This window comes from Ruminococcus sp. (assembly GCF_024684275.1).
Genome location: NZ_JAIKXF010000055.1, coordinates 103,969 through 124,940, shown reverse-complemented (window position 1 = coordinate 124,940; position 20,972 = coordinate 103,969). Strand labels below are relative to the sequence as shown.

General features: G+C 46.4%; 21 protein-coding genes. 20 read left to right on the top strand and 1 reads right to left on the bottom strand.

Features of this window, described 5'->3' with window-relative positions:
- Positions 1-64 precede the first annotated feature (64 nt).
- From hisZ to hisE, 15 genes are all read left to right on the top strand, one after another.
- Positions 65-1,261, top strand: coding sequence for an ATP phosphoribosyltransferase regulatory subunit (hisZ, locus tag K5677_RS06470; protein ID WP_296725987.1), 1,197 nt, complete (start codon positions 65-67; stop codon positions 1,259-1,261).
- On the top strand, positions 1,258-1,887 hold the full coding sequence (gene hisG / locus K5677_RS06465) for an ATP phosphoribosyltransferase (RefSeq protein WP_019678602.1): 630 nt from the start codon (positions 1,258-1,260) through the stop codon (positions 1,885-1,887). Before hisZ ends, hisG begins: the two co-directional genes overlap by 4 nt.
- Positions 1,887-3,173 (top strand): histidinol dehydrogenase, encoded by a 1,287-nt coding sequence (gene hisD / locus K5677_RS06460; protein WP_296725986.1) that lies wholly within the window; start codon positions 1,887-1,889, stop codon positions 3,171-3,173. The genes hisG and hisD overlap by 1 nt, the downstream gene beginning before the upstream one ends.
- Before the next feature lie 65 nt (positions 3,174-3,238).
- A complete protein-coding gene (locus K5677_RS06455; protein ID WP_296725985.1) occupies positions 3,239-4,297 on the top strand; it encodes a histidinol-phosphate transaminase in 1,059 nt (352 codons plus the stop codon).
- Positions 4,298-4,311: 14 nt separating this feature from the next.
- Positions 4,312-4,893 (top strand): imidazoleglycerol-phosphate dehydratase HisB, encoded by a 582-nt coding sequence (gene hisB / locus K5677_RS06450; protein WP_296725982.1) that lies wholly within the window; start codon positions 4,312-4,314, stop codon positions 4,891-4,893.
- Positions 4,893-5,495, top strand: a complete 603-nt coding sequence (gene hisH / locus K5677_RS06445; protein ID WP_296725980.1) for an imidazole glycerol phosphate synthase subunit HisH — start codon at positions 4,893-4,895, stop codon at positions 5,493-5,495. The genes hisB and hisH overlap by 1 nt, the downstream gene beginning before the upstream one ends.
- Positions 5,492-6,181: a tyrosine-protein phosphatase gene (locus K5677_RS06440; protein ID WP_296725978.1), complete on the top strand. Its 690-nt coding sequence runs from the start codon at positions 5,492-5,494 to the stop codon at positions 6,179-6,181. Before hisH ends, K5677_RS06440 begins: the two co-directional genes overlap by 4 nt.
- A 4-nt stretch (positions 6,182-6,185) precedes the next feature.
- Positions 6,186-6,719, top strand: a complete 534-nt coding sequence (locus K5677_RS06435; RefSeq protein WP_296725975.1) for a flavodoxin domain-containing protein — start codon at positions 6,186-6,188, stop codon at positions 6,717-6,719.
- Positions 6,720-6,721: 2 nt separating this feature from the next.
- Entirely contained in the window at positions 6,722-7,447 is a 726-nt protein-coding gene (hisA, locus tag K5677_RS06430) for a 1-(5-phosphoribosyl)-5-[(5-phosphoribosylamino)methylideneamino]imidazole-4-carboxamide isomerase (protein ID WP_296725974.1), read from the top strand.
- A 1-nt stretch (position 7,448) separates the two neighbouring features.
- Positions 7,449-7,652, top strand: coding sequence for a hypothetical protein (locus tag K5677_RS06425; RefSeq protein ID WP_296725971.1), 204 nt, complete (start codon positions 7,449-7,451; stop codon positions 7,650-7,652).
- Between the two features lie 14 nt (positions 7,653-7,666).
- Positions 7,667-8,422 carry an imidazole glycerol phosphate synthase subunit HisF gene (gene hisF / locus K5677_RS06420; protein ID WP_296725968.1) on the top strand — a complete coding sequence of 252 codons (756 nt, stop codon included), beginning with the start codon at positions 7,667-7,669 and terminating at the stop codon, positions 8,420-8,422.
- Between the two features lie 23 nt (positions 8,423-8,445).
- Positions 8,446-8,832 (top strand): SdpI family protein, encoded by a 387-nt coding sequence (locus K5677_RS06415; RefSeq protein WP_296725965.1) that lies wholly within the window; start codon positions 8,446-8,448, stop codon positions 8,830-8,832.
- Positions 8,833-8,835: 3 nt separating this feature from the next.
- Positions 8,836-9,234 (top strand): cytidine deaminase, encoded by a 399-nt coding sequence (locus K5677_RS06410; RefSeq protein ID WP_296725963.1) that lies wholly within the window; start codon positions 8,836-8,838, stop codon positions 9,232-9,234.
- A 17-nt stretch (positions 9,235-9,251) separates the two neighbouring features.
- Positions 9,252-9,602, top strand: a complete 351-nt coding sequence (gene hisI, locus K5677_RS06405; protein ID WP_072951279.1) for a phosphoribosyl-AMP cyclohydrolase — start codon at positions 9,252-9,254, stop codon at positions 9,600-9,602.
- A complete protein-coding gene (hisE, locus tag K5677_RS06400) occupies positions 9,602-9,940 on the top strand; it encodes a phosphoribosyl-ATP diphosphatase (RefSeq protein ID WP_294410645.1) in 339 nt (112 codons plus the stop codon). Before hisI ends, hisE begins: the two co-directional genes overlap by 1 nt.
- A 38-nt stretch (positions 9,941-9,978) precedes the next feature.
- Here hisE and K5677_RS06395 read toward each other — a convergent pair whose 3' ends face one another.
- Positions 9,979-10,881, bottom strand: a complete 903-nt coding sequence (locus K5677_RS06395) for an SGNH/GDSL hydrolase family protein (RefSeq protein WP_296725960.1) — start codon at positions 10,879-10,881, stop codon at positions 9,979-9,981.
- Between the two features lie 362 nt (positions 10,882-11,243).
- Here K5677_RS06395 and K5677_RS06390 point away from each other — a divergent pair, with 362 nt between their 5' ends.
- The 5 genes from K5677_RS06390 to K5677_RS06370 all read left to right on the top strand — a co-directional run bounded on the left by K5677_RS06390 (position 11,244) and on the right by K5677_RS06370 (position 20,882).
- Positions 11,244-11,909, top strand: coding sequence for a UDP-N-acetylglucosamine pyrophosphorylase (locus K5677_RS06390; protein ID WP_296725958.1), 666 nt, complete (start codon positions 11,244-11,246; stop codon positions 11,907-11,909).
- Positions 11,910-11,920: 11 nt separating this feature from the next.
- Entirely contained in the window at positions 11,921-12,793 is an 873-nt protein-coding gene (locus tag K5677_RS06385; RefSeq protein WP_296725955.1) for a hypothetical protein, read from the top strand.
- Positions 12,794-13,018: 225 nt separating this feature from the next.
- Positions 13,019-18,787, top strand: a complete 5,769-nt coding sequence (locus K5677_RS06380; protein WP_296725953.1) for a DUF3320 domain-containing protein — start codon at positions 13,019-13,021, stop codon at positions 18,785-18,787.
- Between the two features lie 17 nt (positions 18,788-18,804).
- Complete coding sequence (locus K5677_RS06375) at positions 18,805-20,142, top strand: MurT ligase domain-containing protein (protein WP_296725951.1); 1,338 nt, start codon at positions 18,805-18,807, stop codon at positions 20,140-20,142.
- Positions 20,139-20,882 (top strand): glutamine amidotransferase, encoded by a 744-nt coding sequence (locus K5677_RS06370; RefSeq protein WP_296725950.1) that lies wholly within the window; start codon positions 20,139-20,141, stop codon positions 20,880-20,882. The genes K5677_RS06375 and K5677_RS06370 overlap by 4 nt, the downstream gene beginning before the upstream one ends.
- Positions 20,883-20,972 lie beyond the last annotated feature (90 nt).

Genomic DNA, 20,972 nt, shown 5'->3' with positions numbered 1-20,972 from the left:
TACTTAGTAATATGTTATCATATTATCATGTTAGCAGACTAAAGTGATCAACAAGGAGGTTACTATGAAAAATTATGACCTTATCACTCCAGAGGGCACAAAGGATCTGCTCTTTGGCGAGTGCATAGTTAGACGAAATATAGAGAATACTCTCATGGGGCTTTTCAGAAGCAGCGGCTACAGCGAGACCATTACCCCCGGTCTGGAGTTTTTTGATGTATTCAACCTTAATTCACGCTATTTTCCGCAGGAAAACCTGTACAAGCTCACAGACAGCAAGGGCAGACTTCTGGTAATGCGTCCGGATACCACAATGCCTATCGCAAGAATAGTTGCAACTCGTCTGAGAGATGCTGTTCTTCCGCTGAAGCTTTGCTACGCTCAGGCGGTATATACCACCGAGCCGTCATTAAAGGGCAGAAGCGACGAAGTAGTACAGGCAGGTATCGAGCTTATCGGCTCACAGCTGAAAATGGCTGACCTTGAGGTAATATCAACAGCTGTTGATTCACTCAGCTCATTTGGCATGGAGTTCTCACTGGAGCTCGGTCATATAGGAATTTTCAAGGAGCTTGTAAGCAAGCTTGACGCCTCCGAAAAGGACAAGGAAAACATCAGAAAGCTCATCGAAAATAAGAATTTCCCTGCACTTAACGACCTGCTGGACAGCTTCGGAAATTCTCCTGTAACTACAGCTCTCAAAAAGCTCCCTGCACTCTTTGGCGGCGAGGAGGTATTCGAGAAGGCTGAGGAGCTCATGCCTGACGACAATATCAAGCGTATCCTCGACGAGCTCAAGGAGATATACGCAGATGCTTCCGAGCTCTGCGGCGGCGACGGTTCAATAACCGTTGACCTCGGACTGGTAAATAAGACCGATTACTATACAGGTCTTATCATAAAGGGCTATTTACAGGGCCACGGCGAGGAAGTTCTCTCGGGCGGACGATATGACAAGCTTATCTCAGAATTCGGCTACGACGTACCTGCTATAGGCTTTGCTGTAAACATCAACGCTGTTGCAAAGCTCATGGAAAAGAGCGACGTTCTTCCCGCTGAGCCAAAGGCTGACGTTATCGTATACGCTGAGGAAGGCTGCGAGGTTGCTGCGCTTAAAGCTGCAAAGGAGCTCCGCGAGCAGGGACTTATCGTTGAAAACGCTCTCTTTGATGACCTTGAAAGTGTCCGCGAATACGCTATGGAGAAAAAGATAGCAAAGGTAGTCGTTATTGACGGCGAGAGCAAGGAGGTAAATATATGAACAAGCCTATAAGAATGGCTCTTACAAAGGGCAGACTGGAAAAGGATACAGTTGGTCTCCTTGAAAAGCTTGGCTTTGACTGCACAGCTGTACGCGAAAAGGGCAGAAAGCTTATACTTCCCGTACCTGATGCAAATCTTGAAGTAGTTCTCGCAAAGGCAAACGACGTTATCACCTATGTTGAGCATGGCGTGTGCGATATGGGTGTTGTGGGCAAGGACACGATCATGGAAATGAAGGGCAAGTTCTATGAGCTTGTTGACCTGGGTTTCGGAAAGTGCAAGTTTGCTCTTGCCACAAAGAAGGGCTATGATTTTTACAGTGGCTACGGCATAAAGACTATAGCTACCAAGTACCCCAATGTAGCAAGAAGCTTCTTTGAGAAGAAAGGCATGGACACTGAGATAATCAAGATAGAGGGTTCTGTTGAGCTTGCACCTCTCCTTGAGCTTGCTGACGGTATCGTTGATATTGTTGAGACAGGTACTACCCTCAAAGAGAACGGACTTGAAGTCATCGAGGACGTTGCACCTATCTCTGCAAGGCTTATCGCAAACACCGTAAGTCTCAAAATGAGACACGCTGAAATAGACAGACTTATTACACTTATAGAGGAGAATCTCTGATGAAAAAAATATTTGCAAACGGCACTGATGAGGTCGCTTTCCTCAGTGACCTTAAAAAGAGAAGCGGTGAGACCAACAAGAAGGTCACAGAGGTCGTTTCCGAGATAATCGAGAACGTCAAGGAGAATGGTGATGAGGCTGTAAAGGGCTACACTCTCAAATTTGACGGCAATCTTCCACAGTATTATGAGGTGCCTCGTGAGGTCATCAATGATGCTCTTACAGAAGCAGATCAGGAGTTCGTTGACGCACTCCTCAATGCACAGGAGAATATTGCCGATTTCCACCAGAGACAGCTGGAGCAGAGCTTCATCTCTGCTAAGGAAAACGGCGTTATAATGGGACAGCGTATCCGCGGTCTCCACAGAGTAGGACTTTACGTTCCCGGCGGCACAGCTGCATATCCTTCAAGCGTACTCATGAACGCTATCCCTGCAAAGATAGCAGGCGTCAAGGAAATAATCATGGTAACTCCGCCTCTTAAAGACGGCACTCCCAACAAGGATATACTTGTTGCAGCAGCTATCTGCGGCGTGGACAGAGTATTCCTCTCAGGCGGTGCACAGGCAATTGCGGCTCTTGCATACGGCACAGAAGAGATACCGAAGTGCGATAAGATAGTTGGTCCCGGAAACATCTATGTTGCCACAGCCAAGAAGCTGCTTTACGGCGTTGTTGACATCGACATGATAGCAGGTCCCAGCGAGATACTTGTTATCGCTGATGACACAGCCAACCCTAAGTTTGCAGCTGCCGATCTTATGTCACAGGCTGAGCACGATGTGCTTGCTTCTGCAATTATGGTAACTACAAGCGAGAAGCTTGCAGACGAGACTATAAAGGAGATAGACCGTCAGAAGGAATATCTCTCAAGAAAGAGCATAATTGAAAAGTCGCTTGAGGATTACGGCGCAGTTATCATTGCCGACAGCCGTGAAAAGTGCGTAGAGCTGGCAAACGAGATAGCTCCCGAGCACCTTGAGGTACTTATGGAGAATCCGTTTGAGCTTCTTGGAAGCCTTGACAATGCAGGCTCAATATTCCTCGGTCACTATGCTTCAGAGCCTCTGGGCGACTACTATGCAGGTCCTAACCACGTCCTCCCCACAAGCGGCACAGCACGTTTCTTCTCGCCGCTCGGTGTTGCAAGCTTCACAAAGCGTACTGCTTACACCTATTATACTGAGGACGCACTCAGAAAGGCTAAGGACGACATTGTTCTTATCGCAGAGCGCGAGGGACTTACCGCTCACGCAAACGCTATCAAGGTAAGATTTGAAGACTAATTCAACGCAATGGGGCGGCTTGGAATACAGCTGCCCTATAGGTGTTTATTTGGAAAGGATAAATTATGAGTTACAAACTGAATAAAAAGCTGGTAAACTTAGTGCCCTATGATCCTATCACGGGACACTACGACATAAGACTTGACGCTAACGAGAGCTTCTTCAATCTTAATGACAGCTTAAAGTCAAAGATAGCAAAAAGCATTTCCCAGATAGATTTCAACCGCTATCCCGACTGTCTTGCAAAGGCTCCCATAAAGGCATTTTCAGAGCTTTATAACGTTCCTGAGGAGCTTATCAGCGCGGGAAACGGCTCAGATGAGCTTATCAGCATTATTGAGGGCTGCTTTTTTGAGGCAGGGGACACAGTGGTGAATGTATCCTACGATTTTTCAATGTATCAGTTCTACGCACAGCTTTACGAGGTAAATGTTGAGACCTACCAGAAGGAAGCAGATCTGACAATTGATCCTGACAAGCTCATTGCCTTCTGCAAGGAAAAAGGCGCAAAGGGACTTATTTTCTCAAATCCCTGTAACCCAACATCACTCGGTCTTGACAGAGCTGCTGTAAGAAAGATAATAGAGTCTCTTGAAGATGTACTCATTATCCTTGATGAAGCATATATGGATTTCTGGGATCAGTCAATTCTTGACGAGGTCAATAATTACAGCAATCTCATTATCTTAAAGACCTGCTCAAAGGCTATCGGTATGGCAGCTGTAAGATTCGGCTTCGCAGTTGCAAACAAGACCATAACCAATGCTATACGTGCAGCTAAATCTCCGTATAACAACGACAGTGTAGCGCAGACCATAGTTGCGGATATACTCAGCGAGAAGCAGTACCTTGCAGACTGCCGCGCCGCTATCATCGCAAACACAAAGAAGCTCCACAGCGATATTACGGCTCTCAACGAGAAATACAGCTGCTTTGAAAAGGTATACGATACCTGCACTAACTTTGTGTTCATAAAAACTGATGAGGCTGAGAAGATATATCAGTTCATGCTTGATAATTCCATTGCAATAAGAAAAATCAATGGCGCGATCCGTATCACATCGGGAAGTGCTGAGGAGAATGCACGTTTTATGGAAGTGCTTGAAAACTACTTCAGAAAATAAAGGAGGCGGCTGCAATGCGCAAGGCTGAAATAGAAAGAGTTACAAAGGAAACTCAGATAAAGGTATCAGTTTCTCTTGACGAAAAGGGAAAGGCTGATATAGATACAAGCATAGGCTTTTTCGACCATATGCTGACTGCTCTGTCGGTACACAGCGGAATAAGTATGTCCGTTAAGGTAAAGGGCGACCTCCACGTTGACTGTCACCACACCATTGAAGACACAGGTATCGCTCTGGGACAGGCACTGGGACAGGCTCTCGGCGCAAAGTCGGGTATAGTCCGCTATGGCACTGCATATATCCCTATGGACGAGTCACTTGCAATGGCAAGTCTTGACCTGAGCAACAGACCGTTTCTTGTATTCAACTGTGAATTTACAAATCAGAGCTGCGGCGGCTATGATCTCTGCATGACAGAGGAGTTTTTCCGTGCTTTTGCTTTTAATTCGGGCATGACACTGCACATCAACCTGCTTTACGGCAGCAACGACCACCACAAGGCAGAGGCTGTGTATAAGGCGGTTGCTCACGCTCTGAAAACAGCCGTTACCGAGAATAAGGACGGCTCAACTCTCTCCACGAAAGGAGTTCTCTGATGATCGCAATAATCGACTACGGCGCAGGAAATATTTTCAGCGTAAAGAATGCTCTTGACTATCTCGGACTTGAAAGCAGACTTGTCAGCGACAAGGAGTCGGTAAAGGCAGCTGACGCGGTGATACTTCCCGGTGTCGGTGCATTTCCTGCGGCTATGAAAAAGCTTGAAGCTACAGGACTTGTGGACACTATCAAGGAAGAAGCCGCAAGAAAGCCGTTTCTCGGCATCTGTCTCGGTATGCAGCTCATATTCGACAAGGGCTATGAGTTTGAGGAGTGTGACGGTCTCGGACTTATCGGCGGCAGCGTCCGCAAAATGGAAGAGCCTGAGCTTATAATCCCTCACATGGGCTGGAACAAGCTTGAAAAGCTCAATGACTGTCCGCTCCTTGCAAATGTTGGCGATAATGAGTACGTTTACTTCGTTCACTCCTACAAGGCACACTGCGCGGATAAGAATATTGCCGCATATGTTGAGTACGGCGGATGTGTCCCTGCTCTTGTTTACGACGGAAAGTACGTTTACGGAGCACAGTTTCACCCTGAAAAGAGCGGCGAAACAGGTCTGAAGATACTTCGCAGCTTCGGAGAGCTTATATGACATATAAGAGCCTGCTTTCATGTTCATACAATACCCGAGAGCTTGGAGGGATAAAGACATCTGACGGAAGAACTACGAAGAACAGCGTATTCTGGCGCAGTGATGTTACATCTGTTCCGTCTGAGGAGGATATTGATAAGCTTCTTTCGGCTCATATCACTACAATAATAGATATGCGCACAGATAGTGAAGTGCAGAAATCTCCAAACGGACTTGCAGGTATTGCTGGATTTGAGTATCATCATTTCCCCATAACAGAGGGCAGCGGAGTGCCCGAAAGCCTTGAAGCTGTTCCGCGTTCATATATGGATATAGCTCTTGCGGAGAATATGCCGAATGTTATGAAAACGATGGCAGAAGCAATGGGCGGAGTTCTTTTTCACTGCACAGCAGGCAAGGACAGAACAGGTGTTGTAAGTGCAATAGTACTAATGCTTTGCGGCGCTGACAGAGAGGATATAGTCAGCAATTATGTGGTCAGCCGTGAGTACAATCACAAAAGGCTTGAAGCTTTTCTGGCAGCCCACCCGCAGGTAGACAGAAATATCGTACTCGCAAACGAAAGGAGCATGAACGGCTTTATTGACCTTTTCACAGAGCGCTTCGGCAGCGTTGAGAACTATTTTGAAGCTGTCGGACTTCCGTCAGAGTACGCAGAAGTAATAAGAAATAAACTAATGAGGTAAGAAAATGAATGGAATAATACTCTGTCGTTCCAAATACGGATCCTCTGCAAGGTATGCACAGTGGCTCTCGCAGGAGACAGGCTTTAAGGTAATAGATACAAAGAAAGCTGATATAAAAGAGGTCGAAAAATACGATACAATAATCCTCGGCGGCGGTATTTATGCCTCATCTATAGCAGGAATAGCGTTCTTGAAAAAGAATATCACAGCACTGAAGGGCAAGAGAATATTCGTTTACTGCTGCGGACTTGCTCCCTACAGCGATGAGGTAATTGGGATACTGAAAAACAAGAACCTCAGCGGCGAGCTCTCAGACATACCTTTGTTTTACTATCGCGGTTCATGGAATATGGACGATCTCAGCTTTCCCGACAAAGCGATGATGAAGCTTTACATCAAAATGCTTGAAAAGAAGGATCAGGCAGAGCTTAAAGATTACGACCGCCCAATGCTGGAGGTCAAGGACAAAAAGGTCGACTGGACAGACAAGAAAAATCTTGAGTCTCTTCTCGGGCTTATCAAGGCAAAAGGAGAATAATAATGATAATTTTACCTGCAATAGATATAAAGGACGGAAATTGTGTGCGCTTGTTCAAGGGCGACTTTTCCACAGTTGAAAAGGTAGCCTCCGACTATCTCGAAACCGCAAGGAGCTTTGAGGCAGCAGGCGCTCAGTGGATACATATGGTAGACCTTGACGGTGCAAAAGAGGGCAGACCTGTCAACACTAAGATATATACAGACGTTGCCGAAAAGACAAATCTAAAAGTAGAGCTTGGCGGCGGGATCCGCAGTATACAGACCATTCAGGAGTACCTTGATATGGGTATCACAAGAGTTATTCTCGGCTCTGTTGCTCTTAAAAACCCAAAGCTTGTCTGCGAAGCTGTCGAGAAATTCGGCAGTGAGAAAATAGTCGTAGGGATAGACGCTGTGAACGAAATGGTGGCTACAGAGGGCTGGCTCGAAAGCTCTGACGTACACTACATCGACCTTGCGGATAAGATGATAGAATCAGGCGTTAAGTACTTCATTTTCACCGATATATCTAAGGACGGCACTCTCTCGGGCGTAAACTGCGAGCAGCTGAAAAAGCTTGCTGACGCTACAGAGGGCAGAGCAAATATCGTTGCAAGCGGCGGAGTCCACACTATGGACGACATCATCGCCTGCAAGGAAATGGGACTGTACGGTACTATCTGCGGAAAGTCGATTTATAAAGGCACTCTCAATCTGAGAGAAGCCGTTGAATATGCGGAGAAGTAATATGAATGATGTAAAACCTACAAAACCATGGATAATATCATTATTGTCAGGCAGTATATGCTCAGTTATTATCATATTAATGAGGTTAGCCGGCATTGAGATGAATGACTGGGTAAAGCGTATTTTAGGTGTGATCATTCTCATATCTCTGCCTGTAATGGTGTATTCATCTATTAAAATGTACAAAAAAGCTAAGAACGGATAAAAGGAAGTGAAATAATGCTTGCAAAGAGAATAATCCCTTGTCTTGACGTAAGAAACGGCAAGGTAGTAAAGGGCGTAAATTTTGAGGGAGTCCGCGATGTAGGCGACCCGGTTGAGTGCGCAGAGGAGTACAACAAGCAGGGCGCCGATGAGATAGTTTTCTATGACATTACGGCTTCATTTGAGGGGCGCGGAGTATTCCTCGACGTTGTAAGAGACACAGCGAAAAAGGTATTCGTACCTCTTACAGTAGGCGGCGGTATCAAGACCGTTGACGATATCCGCGAGGCTCTCAGAGCAGGTGCAGACAAGGTCTCGGTAAACTCACAGGCTGTACAGAACCCTCAGCTTATTAAGGACGGTGCGGACATTTTCGGCAGTCAGTGTATCTGCGTAGGCATCGACGCAAAGAAGTTAGCCGATAACAAGTGGACAGTATATATCAACGGCGGACGCAAGGACATGGGCATAGACCTTATCGACTGGGTCCACACTATTGAAAAGCTGGGTGCAGGCGAGATATGCCTGAACTCAATAGACGCAGACGGCACTAAGGAGGGATTTGACATTCCTATGCTGAAGGCTGTATGTGACAACTGCTCCATACCTGTTATCGCCAGCGGCGGAGCAGGAAAGATAAACGACTTCTATGAGGTTTTTGAGAAAACAGGAGCAACAGCGGCACTTGCAGCTTCATTATTCCACTTCAAGGAGCTGACAGTCGGCGAGGTTAAGGACTACTGCCGCGGTAAGGGCGTAATAGTCAGATAAGCTTTGTACGTGAGGTGAGAGCTATGCTTTGGTTTTTTCTGATATTGGACATTATTTTTTCAGCGGCAGCTATTTTTGGCGGCTATTATATGAAATTCCGTGCTCCCGAGGATACGGAAATGAAAATGGGAGTGCTTACAGGAAGTGCCAAAAAGAGCAGGGACACTTGGGAATACGCCAACAAGACCTGCGGTAAGTACTGGATAAGAGCAGGTATTGCGGGTATAGTGCTGACAACTCTCGCGGTGAATGCAGCCTTTATCACAAGCGAAAAAAAAGCAGCCATAGTTGCGCTTGCTGCTGCTGTTGTGATCGTGCTTATGATGAGCTGCTCCATGACCACAGTTATGATGAAGCTCCGCGCAAATTTTGACGAAAACGGTAAACCTGTCGAAAAGGAGGAGCAATGAACCATGGACAAGATATGGCAGGAGATGTATGCAGCTGCAAAAGCTGTTCTTGCGCCGCGCCGCATATCCGAATATGTTACAGCAGGCGAGGTCTCGGCAGCTGTGCTGAGCAAATCGGGGAAAATATATACGGGAGTATGTATTGATACCTGTTCCTCACTTGGTATATGCGCTGAGAGAAATGCCATATTCAGCATGATAACTAATGGCGAAAACGAGATAGACAAGGTGCTTTGCATACCACCCTTTGAAGGCAAGGGCGCTCCATGCGGAGCCTGCCGTGAGCTTATGGTGCAGCTTATGCCTGAAAGCTATAAGGATATCGAGATAATGCTCGATTACAGCAAGGACAAGGTCATAAAGCTCGGCGATATAACTCCCGAGTGGTGGATAGATTATTGAAACGAAAGGTAAAAACAATGATAAAGATAGACTTGAACGACCTTGACAAATTTTTCGTAAAGGGAGAGCTTATCCCTGCGATATGCTATGAGGTCAATACAAAAACTGTTCTTATGCTTGCATATATGAACAAGGAGAGCCTTAAAAAGACTCTCGAAACAGGCTATACATGGTTCTGGAGCCGCTCTCGTCAGGAGTACTGGAACAAGGGCGCAACAAGCGGTCATTTACAGAAGGTCGTATCCATATACGGAGACTGCGACAACGACACACTGCTTGTAAATGTTGAGCAGACGGGAGTTGCCTGTCACACAGGAAGCTACAGCTGCTTTTTCAACGAAATATATAATAATGAGGAGAATGAATAATGACAGTTTATCAGGAAATTTTTGAAGTTATCAAGGAGAGAAAGAAGCAGTTCGAGAACGGCACAGCTGCTGAGAATTCTTATACCTGCTATCTCTTTGAAAAGGGCGTGGACAAGATATGCAAGAAGGTAGGCGAGGAGGCTACCGAAACAGTTATCGCAGCCAAGAACGGCGACAACGACGAGCTTATGAACGAGATAAATGACCTGCTTTACCATGTAATGGTGCTCTGCGCAAATCAGGGACTTGACTGGTCTGAGGTCGAGAGAGTTCTCGATGAGAGAAACGAGAAGATAGGCAATCTCAAGAAGTTCCACGAGGTAGATAAAAATACATGATAAAAAGCCTGAGAAGCAAGTTCTTCTCAGGCTTTATTTTATCCGTCAAGTCGTTTTTTGAGTTCCGTAGTATCAAGAAAATCAAAAAGGGCGGTCAGAATATCATTGTAGCAGGGGATATAGATATGCATACCGTCACCCGAGGTGTAATCCTCACGGAGATTCTGCTCCTTGTCAGAGACAACGGAATATGCGTCAAAATAGATGACCTGTTCCGAGTCTATATCCTTTACCATTTTTTCAAGAGCCGTATTATATTCGCGGATAATGCTGTTTTTCACAACAGTGCAGTAAGAGCACACAGGAGTTATAGCTGCGACCACGATATTTATCTCCGGCATACGCCTTATTATCTCGTCGATGACCTCGCGGTAGCGCTTCACATAATTTTCGGGATTATTCATGTTTATGTCGTTCATTCCCACTGAGATATAAAGCAGTCTCGGGCGTACCTCGGTTATGGAGTCCACCAGCCCGAGCTCCCCGTTTCCGTGGTCGAAGGTAAAGTAGTCCAGATTCCACATGGATACTGAATCCCCTGCGATACTGTGCATTTTAGGTACAAAGCCGTAATAGCAGAATCCAAGTGCAAGAGAATCTCCTGCAACTGCAAGCCTTTCCTGATAAAACGCACTGTTGGGAGAGGTCCCTGCATAGCGGTCGGGCTGCAGCACCTCATATGGCGAAGTTGTTGTTGTAATTGCTGTAGTTACTGTAGTGGTCGTGGAAGTCGTTGTGCAGGCAGTAACGGGACAGGTGGTCAGCTCATCGTTGACAATGTCCGCAGCCGCATCGACAGCGGCAACTGCAAATGCTCCTGCTGTTTCCGAGTTCTCATTCTGTCCGAATGAGGAAGTGAGGGAAAAGGTAAGAATAACTGACAGGAATAAAAGCATAGCAAGCACAGGACTTTTCAGCAGACCGATAATTTTATCTTTCATAGTCAACACTTCCTGTTTGACGCGGTGTTTCATAATATTGCTCCGTCAACTAAACCTTGCCAGCCAATATTCGGCATAAAGGAAATATCTCGGCGTCAGAAAAACATGAAATGCCACAGCATTCCTGCGTTTTCCTTCCTTGAAAAATTTTCTTCCTGCTTTCGCCTTTCCGGTAAAGCATAATTGGCGGAGCAATAAATCAGCCGTAAAATGGCATAAATATATTTTACCATATTTTTCCATAGTTGTAAAGCGCAAACGAAAAAACGGCTGAAAAAGCAGCCTGTGATATTGACTTTTATAGATGCAGGTAGTATAATAATTATATCTGTATATATTTTTTGAATTAGGAGTCAGGAAAAATGGAAAATGTAAAAATAAATCAGCTTTATGACCTTTCTCATACTGCTGCAAAGAATTATCTCACTAAGTTCACATATCCGTGGGAGGCTCTCAAGGGTATCAGTGAGTTTATAATCACACTGGGCAAGTCACTCAGCAAGGATGAGTATGATAACCCCTCCGAAAACGTGTGGGTACATAAAACTGCAAAGGTATTCCCCACAGCATACCTCGGAGCTCCCTGCATTATCGGAGCTAATACAGAGGTACGCCACGGTGCATTTATCAGAGGAAGCGCACTTGTAGGCGAGAACTGCGTTGTGGGCAACTCTGTCGAGCTCAAGAACGTTATACTCTTCGATAACGTGCAGACTCCACACTATAACTATGTAGGCGACAGTATACTTGGCTACAAGTCACACATGGGTGCAGGCTCAATAACCTCAAATGTAAAGTCAGACAAGACCAATGTTGTGGTAAAGTCCGGCGATGAAAAGATAGAGACAGGCATCAAGAAGATAGGCGCAATGTTGGGCGATTTCGTAGAGGTAGGCTGCAACAGCGTTCTCAACCCTGGTACTATCATCGGAAGAAATTCAAATATCTATCCTACAAGCTGCGTAAGAGGTGTTATACCCTCAGACAGTATTTACAAGACCGGCGGAGTCATTGTACATAAGCAGTGAGGTGAGCACTGATGATAAAAAAGACGATTTCGGCTGTTATGTGTGCAGCAGCTATTGGGCTTGCCTTTACAGCTGCCTGTACCGATAACAATACCGATGATTATATTCCTTTTGACGCAACAACAGAGACAACTACAGAAGTCACAACGACCTCCACTACTCAGCCCACTACAGAGGCAACAACAGCTGCAAAGAAGGAGTATCCCGAGCTTGTGAATACCTATTCGGGAACTTATGAGGCAGCTAATGGACTTACTGCTCTTGATCTTTCAGTATTCGGAACAGACGATGACGGCGATATACAGGCACTTTTCTCATTCCATGAGGATCCTTCGAATCCGGGAGTACAGGCAGGCAGTTATCTTATTGAGGGAACTGTCAAAAAGTCTGAAAAAAAGGATGTCATTGAAGTTGAGTTTACCGGCTCAGAGTGGGAAAAGTCCTCCGTGACATACGACATCGTTGATTTTACGGCATATTTTGACACCAAAAACGGCACTGTCACCTCTGATAAATATGAGGTCGATCTTAAAAAGTCAGCAGGTGCAGAACTTGACTTCCTTATCGGCGATTACAACGGCACTTATACTCCAGAAACAGGGGAAAACTCAATAAGCTTCACAATTGAGGATATCGGCGATCACGGTGATATACAGGCAGTATTCGAGTACGAGCCGCAGACAGGAAAAAAGTGCAGTTTTATCAGCAAGGGACAGGTAACAAATATCGCTCCCGATGGCAGAGTTGCAGTTAGCTTTAAGGGCGATGAGTGGATGGTCGAGCCAGACGAGAAAAAGTTCATCGACTTTGACGGTGTATTTACCGCAGACGGCAGAAGCTTTACCGAAAACGGCGGTCATAATATCAATTTAACAGTAAAATGATCTTTCAGCTCCCATTAGGGAGCTTTTTTGTTGATTTTTTTCGCCTTAAATATTGTAAAAAAAAGCAAAATGTGGTATTATTAATAATGTAATCTCAATAACCGCCTAAAGGCAGTTATTGCTCCGAACTGCGTTCGGGGAGCGCAAAATCTTTAATAAATTCAGAAATTTGCGCATCACATTAAATATGTATATTTTTTCGCCGAGGGCAGAATGGAGGATCGTATGGAGAACAAGATCACATTCAGCGGCAATATAGCCGCTCAGATAAACTTCGCAATGCAGCAGAATTATGTCCCTGTTTTCAGAAATATCGTCATGACAAACAATACTGACGAGGAACTGACAAGCGTAAAGCTGAGGATAAGGTTTGAACCCGAGTTCGCAAAGACCTTTGAATCAGCGCCTGTTGATCTTAAACCGTCACAGCCTGTTGAAACAGCTCCGATAAATATAATCATAAATGCCGACTATCTTTTCAGCCTTACGGAAAAGCTTGTGGGCAGTGTTACTATTGAGGCTTTGCAGGGCGGCGGGGTCATTGCCGAGGAGACACGTACTATCGAGCTTCTTGCATACGATCAGTGGTCTGGAATTAACTTCATGCCTGAGACTGTTGCTGCCTTTGTTTCGCCTAATCACCCGAAGGTTCAGGAGATAGTGTCAGCGGCAGGGAAATATTTGCAGAAATGGTGCGGCGATCCTTCATTTACAGGCTATCAGACAAGAAATCCAAATATAGTCAAGCAGCAGATGGGCGCAGTTTATGCGGCTTTACAGGAGCAGAACATCGCCTACGCTATGCCGCCTGCAAGTTTTGAACAGGCTCAGCGTATCCGTATGCCTGACGCAGTTCTTGAATCAAAGCAGGGAACCTGCCTTGACCTTGCGGTGCTGTACGTCTCCTGCCTTGAGGCTGTGGGACTTAACCCCCTCATCATAATGATACATGGTCACGCTTTTGCAGGCTGCTGGCTGGAGGAGGAGACCTTCTCGGACTGCCTCCAATACGATATGTCCGCAGTTACAAAGAGAGCCGCACACGGTATCGACGCTATAAGCCTTGTGGAGTGCACCGACTTTACCGCAGGAAAGAATACCGACTTTGACTGCGCTGAAGGTCACGCTTTATCTGCACTTGATGACGAGTCGAAGTTCTATTTTGCAGTGGATATTAGCCGTACCCGTTCCAGCGGTATACGGCCCGTGCCCTCAAAGATTTCGGAAAACGGGACCTTCAAGGCTGAGGATTACGGTGAAAGGAAAAAGTCAGAGATAACCTCTGCACCCAATGAGATAGCTCAGCAGGGCGTTGTCAGCGGAGATGGCAGAGAGGTGACAAAGCAGCTGATTTGGGAGAGAAAGCTCCTTGACCTCAGTCTGCGAAACAGTCTGCTGAATTTCCGTGCAACTGCAATGAGCGTTCAGCTCATGACAAGTGATTTAGGTGTATTAGAGGACGAGATTTCCAAAGGCGAGGACTTCAAGGTAATGCCCATGCCCAATGATATGACCTTGCAGGTATCAGACAGTAAGATATTCGAGATTGAAAACGACCGTGACATCATTACCAATATATCCGAGTCAGAGTTTAAAAGTCATCGTCTGCGCACCTTTTTATCTGAAACAGACCTTGAAAAGACTATGAAGAAGCTGCACAGACAGGCAAAGGTGAGTATTGAGGAAAACGGCGTAAATACCATATATCTTGCACTTGGCTTTTTAAAGTGGTTCGAGACCGAAAAGAGCGACAAGCCTCGTTATGCACCGCTGGTACTTATCCCGATAGACATTATCCGCAAGGTACAGGAGAAATCCTATGTTATCCGTATGCGCGACGAGGACACACAGGTGAATATCACCATGCTGGAGTATATCCGTCAGACCTACGGCATCGACATAAAGGGACTTGATCCTGTTCCCGAGGACGAGAACGGCGTGAACCTACAGCTTATTTTCAACACGGTAAGACAGGGCATACTCTCTCAGCCCCGCTGGGATATAGCGGATTATGCCTTTATAGGGCAGTTCTCCTTCAACCGCTTCATCATGTGGAACGATATCCGCAACCGTGCCGATGAGCTTGCAAAGAATAAAGTCGTTGCAAGCCTTATATCCGGCAAGACCGAATGGGCGGGGGACGACCTCTACATATCTCCACTTGATCTTGATAATAATGTTGCGCCTACCGATCTTGTTGTACCTCTCAGTGCGGATTCATCGCAGCTTGCGGCGGTATATGCAGCCTCACAGGGCAAGAGCTTCGTGCTTCACGGACCTCCCGGAAGCGGTAAGTCACAGACTATAACGAATATGATCGCAAGCGCTCTTTATCAGGGAAAATCCGTGCTCTTTGTCGCTGAGAAAATGGCAGCTCTTTCTGTTGTTGAGAAGCGTCTCAACAAGGTCGGTCTGGGACCGTTCTGCATTGAGCTCCACTCAAATAAGGCACAGAAGCGAGCCGTGCTCAGTCAGCTTGAGGAAACTCTCAATGTGGGACGTATCAAGAAGCCTGCGGAGTACAAGGCTCAGGCTGACAAGATAGCGGAAATGCGAAAAGAACTCAACGGCACTATGGAGGAGATACATAAGAAGCGCAATTTCGGCTGCTCTATGTATGACGCGGCTGTAAGATACGAGAAAAACAGCAGCTTCGGCGGAAAATTCACATTTACCAATGAGCAGCTCGACGCTATGAGCGAGACCTCTTATTCTGCATGGCGTGAGACACTTGAGAGCCTTGCTGCGGCAGGGCGTGAATTCGGTGACGTTACAACTACAGCTCTCGGAGTATGTGAGCTTACAGAGTGTACTCCCGAAACAAGGGGAGCTATGGAGTCAAAGCTCCGTCAGCTAAAAACCGCCCTCACTGATGCACAGAGCGATACACCGCAGATAGCGTCATTCACAGGCAGCAGCGAGATGACCTTCGAGGAATGCAGACTGGCGGCAGAAATAATGACTGCTTCTGCAAAGGGTGAGCAGCTTCTCCCCGATATGATAACAGACAGCCGCTGGAACGGCTTCAAGGAGCCTGCTCAGGCGCTTATTGCTACAGGCAGGGAGCTTATGCAGGTGAAGAACGAGCTCCTTGAAAAGTTCGAGCCCTCAGTACTTGCCTATAATGCTCAGGACGCTCTTGTAAGGTGGAAAACTGCACAGGGCAAGTGGTTCCTTGCTAAGAGCATTGGCAGCAAAAAGCTTGTAAAGGAGCTTGCAGCTCATGCTAAGGTTTCTTCGGCTGTTACAAAGTCAAATATCACTGAGTATTATGACAAGATAAATAATTTCAATGCTCTCAGATCACAGGTGACTTCTGCTCAGCCTGAGTTATTGAAGTATTTCGGTAATCTCAGACTTGATGAAAATACCGACTGGAACGCTGTTGAGAGCATAGCTGCACGTTCCTCGGAGCTTGGCGAAAAAGTTGCGGCTTCAACATTCTCTCCCGAGATAAAACAGAAGCTCTGTTCAAGTCTGACTACAGGCGTAAACGTTGATACAACGAAGCTGACAGCAGATTATGCGGCTCTTGAAAACGCAGCTTCACAGCTCCGCGAAGAATTTGGTATCAACACTGACAAGCTCATCACAGGCGAGAGCTGGGGCAGTGACGCACAGCAGAAGACCGATGCAATTATCGACGAGCTGCCTATGCTCAAGGAGTGGACAGGTATTGTCACTATCTGCAGCAGGCTCAGAGAGCTTGGTATCGGCAATGTTGCCGAGGCATACATGAACGGAGAAGTTCCCACAGAGCAGCTTATACCTGCCTTTGACTGTGATATCAGCAAGGCAATGGTAACAAGTACTATCTCTCGCAGCAGTGTGCTTTCAAGGTTTCAGGGAACGCTCTTTGATGAAACTATCAGAAAATTCGGCGAGGTGCTTGATAATTTCTCTACACTTTCTATCAAGGAGCTTGCCGCTGAGCTGTCGGCTAAGATACCGGCTCCCGGAAGCTCTGCAAACAGCTCTGAGATAGGTATACTGCAAAAGGCAATAAAGTCGGGCGGACGAATGATGTCCATTCGCAAGCTTTTTGACAGCATACCAAATCTTCTGCGCAGAATATGCCCTGTAATGCTCATGAGCCCTATTTCTGTGGCTCAGTATATTGATCCGTCTTATCCTAAATTCGACCTTGTTATATTTGATGAGGCGTCACAGCTCCCTACCTGTGAGGCTGTAGGAGCTATCGCAAGAGGTGAGAATGTTATAGTTGTGGGCGATCCAAAGCAGCTTCCGCCTACAAGCTTCTTTGCTTCAAATCAGGTGGACGAGGAAAACTATGAGAAGGAAGACCTTGAAAGCGTTCTGGACGATTGTCTGGCACTGTCTATGCCTCAGAAGCACCTGCTCTGGCATTATCGTTCACGTCATGAGAGCCTTATCGCATACAGCAACTCAAAGTATTATGAAAATAAGCTTTATACCTTCCCGTCTCCCGACGATCAGGTATCGGAGGTAAGCTGGGTACACGTTGAGGGCTACTATGACAAGAGCTCTACACGTACAAATAAAGCCGAAGCACAGGCAGTCGTGGCTGAGATATGCCGCAGACTGAGAGATGAGAAGCTGAGAAAGCTCAGTATTGGCGTTGTAACATTCAGCCTTCCTCAGCAGAATCTTATCGACGATCTGCTTATGGACGCTTACCGCGAAGATCCTAAGCTTGAGGAATACGCCAACGAGATGTATGAGCCCATCCTTATCAAGAATCTTGAAAATGTACAGGGTGATGAGCGTGACGTCATCATGTTCTCTATCGGCTACGGTCCCGACAAGGAGGGAAAGGTCTCTATGAACTTTGGTCCTCTCAACCGTGACGGCGGCTGGAGGAGACTCAATGTTGCTATATCACGTTCAAAGTGTCAGATGATAGTTTTCTCTGTTATCACTCCCGAAATGATAGACCTTTCGCGTACACGCTCCGACGGTGTTGAAGGGTTAAAGGGCTTCCTTGAATATGCGGCAAAGGGCAGAAAGGCTCTCCCTGTAAGGGCAGGTACAAGCAGCGGCTCTGAGGGCTTTGAGACAGTTGTGGCTGCGGAGCTGAAAAAGCTGGGCTATGACTGCAAGTGCAGCGTGGGCTGTTCAGACTACAAAATAGATGTTGCTGTAGTAAATCCCGATAAGCCTGACAGCTATATCATGGGTATAAACTGCGGAAACGAGGCAAACTTCCACAATGGCACCGCAAGCGACAGAACTCTGTCACAGCCGAGTGTACTGAAGGGACTTGGCTGGAACGTTATGAGCGTTTATATCATCGACTGGCTTGATAACAAGGAAAAGGTTCTCGGCAAGATAAAGGTTGAGATAGATTCAGCCGTTGAGCGGTATCGTAATCCGCAGGAAGCTCCGAAGACCGAGGAAAAGAAGAAGCAGGAAATAGTTTTCGAGACCGAGGAGGTCAGCAGCTTTGCCGAGAGCTTCGACGAGTTCAGGTCCTTCAAGATAAAGGCGCTGGGCAGCTCCGAGAACTTCACAGAAGCAGCTTCTGCAAAGATAACCAAGTGTATCAATGATATTCTGGCGGCTGAGGCACCTATGAACAGGAAAGTCCTTGCTAAAAAGACATTCTCATGCTGGGGTATATCACGTCCCGGCAGCAATATGAAGGCACTTTTTGACAGTGCTTTTGAGAAGTCAGAGGCTAAGGTAACTCAGGCAGGAGAAAATGAGTATGTATGGCTCAGCTCACAGAAGCCCGAAGAATATGACAGGTGCCGTACAGTTTATAAGAACGACGAAAAACGTGATATTGACGATGTTGCTCCCGAGGAGATTGCTGTTGGCATCAGAGAGATAATGTCCCGTCAGGTGGCTATGGCACGTGAGGACCTGCTTCGCGAGGTGGCACATCTCTTCGGCTTCACAAGGATAACACCTTCACTGGAAACGTCAGTATCACTTGGCATTAAAGCGGCTAAAAACCGCGGCTGGGTAGGCTTCTCCGAGGACGGAAGAGTGTCCTACACAGGAAATTGAAGCAATGGAGAATTAAATTGAAACGACTTTTGATATTAATAGGAAAGATAATTGTTAAGCTTTTACAGCTTATGCACCGCAATGCAGGAAATCTGCCGGGAATCGTGCTGTGGCATTTGTCACGGCACAAGGCGGTGTCAATGTTCAGGGTGGACTGCCCAATAATAGCTGTAACTGGTACAAACGGAAAGACCTCAGTGACCAACTGTATTGCACAGCTTTTTGAGCGCAGCGGCAAGAAGATAATCATCAATAGAGAAGGCAACAATCTCGATACGGGTATATGCTCTATGCTGCTGAAATACTGTGATATGTCGGGAAAGGTCAAGGCTGATTACCTTATTCTTGAAACAGATGAATCACACGTGCCGGTAGTTTATTCACAGCTCAGACTGGATACCCTTGTGGTGCTTAACTTCTTTCGTGACCAGCTTGACAGAAACGGCGAAATGGAAACTCTTATCCAGAAGATAAACGGCTTCTGCAAGTCCTTTGAGGGCAATCTTATACTCAACGGCGACGATCCGAATACTGCTCGTCTGGGCAGGGCTAACCCAAAAAACAAGAACGTGAAGTACTTCCATGCAGAGCCTTATGCTTTTGCAACAAAGAAAATATTTGAAGCCTCTGAGGGCAGGTTCTGTCCGTTCTGCGGTGAGCCTTTAGAGTATGAGTATTATCAGTACTCACACATCGGAAAGTTTATCTGTAAAAAATGCGGCTTCGGCGATTATCAGCCGTATATCACAGCTAAGGATATTGACCTTGAAAAGCCTGTGTTCACAGCTGACGGGCATACCTATTCGCCAAAGCTCAACAGCATTTACAACGTATATAATATGACGGCTGTTGCAGCAGCAGCAAAGCTGTACAGCATTGAACAGAGCATAACTGACGGTGTTATCAACAGCTACACCGTGAAAAACGGTCGTATGGAGAACTTCATGCTCGGCAGGAGCAAGGCTACGCTGAATCTTGCGAAGAATCCTGTGGGCGCAAATATGACGCTCCGTGTAATGAACGAGATGCAGGGCGAAAAGGAGCTCCTTTTCGTGCTCAATGACAACATCGCCGACGGTCTTGATGTATCGTGGATATATGATATAAATTTCAGTATCTTCGAGCGCGTAACAAGAGTGGTCACATCCGGTACAAGAGCCTATGATATTGCTGTCCGCATAAAGACAGCAGGCTACGATCCCGACAGGATCGTTGTGCGCCCTGACCTTGACAAAGCTGTTGAGGAGCTGGCAAGTACAGAGGGAAGAAAGTTCATTATCGCAAATTACACGGCTGTACAGCCCACAAGAAGCGCACTGAAGCGCTATATCTCAAAGCATGGAGGTAACAAATGAAAACTGTAAAAATACTTCATATGTACGCCGATATGCTTGACCTCTACGGCGACAGCGGCAATATGGAGGTGCTTTCATTCCGCTGTAAGAAGCGCGGCATAGACTGTCATATAGACAAGTATTCCATTGATTCGGAAATGCCTGATTTCAGCTCCTATGACCTTATCTACATCGGCGGCGGAGCTGACCTTGAGCAGCAGCATATTTCTGCCGACCTGCTGAAATGCAGGGACGGCATAGTCAAAGCCTATAAGAGCGGAACGTTCCTGTTTCTTATATGCGGAGGCTATCAGCTCATGGGCAAGTACTACCGCGATGCTGACGGAAACGACATCAAGGGACTTGGATTGTTCGACTATTTCACAGTTGCGCCTAACAGCCGCAGAAAGCGCTGTATCGGCAATATCGTTGTCGAGACTGAGCTCACGGGGAAGCCTGTTAAGGTCGTGGGCTTTGAGAATCACGGCGGTCAGACTCAGGGAGTAAAATCACCCTTTGGAAAGGTGCTTTTCGGTAACGGAAACTGCTCAAAAAGTGAGTCTGAGGGCTATTGCGAGAAGAATGTCATTGCCACTTATCTGCACGGTCCATGCCTGTCAAAAAATCCGGAGATTTCGGACTATATGATAGAGTACTGCATCAACAGGGGAGAGAGTGAGCATATCGCTCTTGAAAAGTTTGATGATACCCTTGAAAAGGAATGCCGTCAGGTAATGCTGGACAGGCTTCTTAAAAAGTAGTTTATAGGCGCACATTGTGCGCCTTTCTGTTTAGCAACAGACAGTTGCTTGCTTTTTTTACAGGCTGTGGTATAATATCCTCAGAGGTGA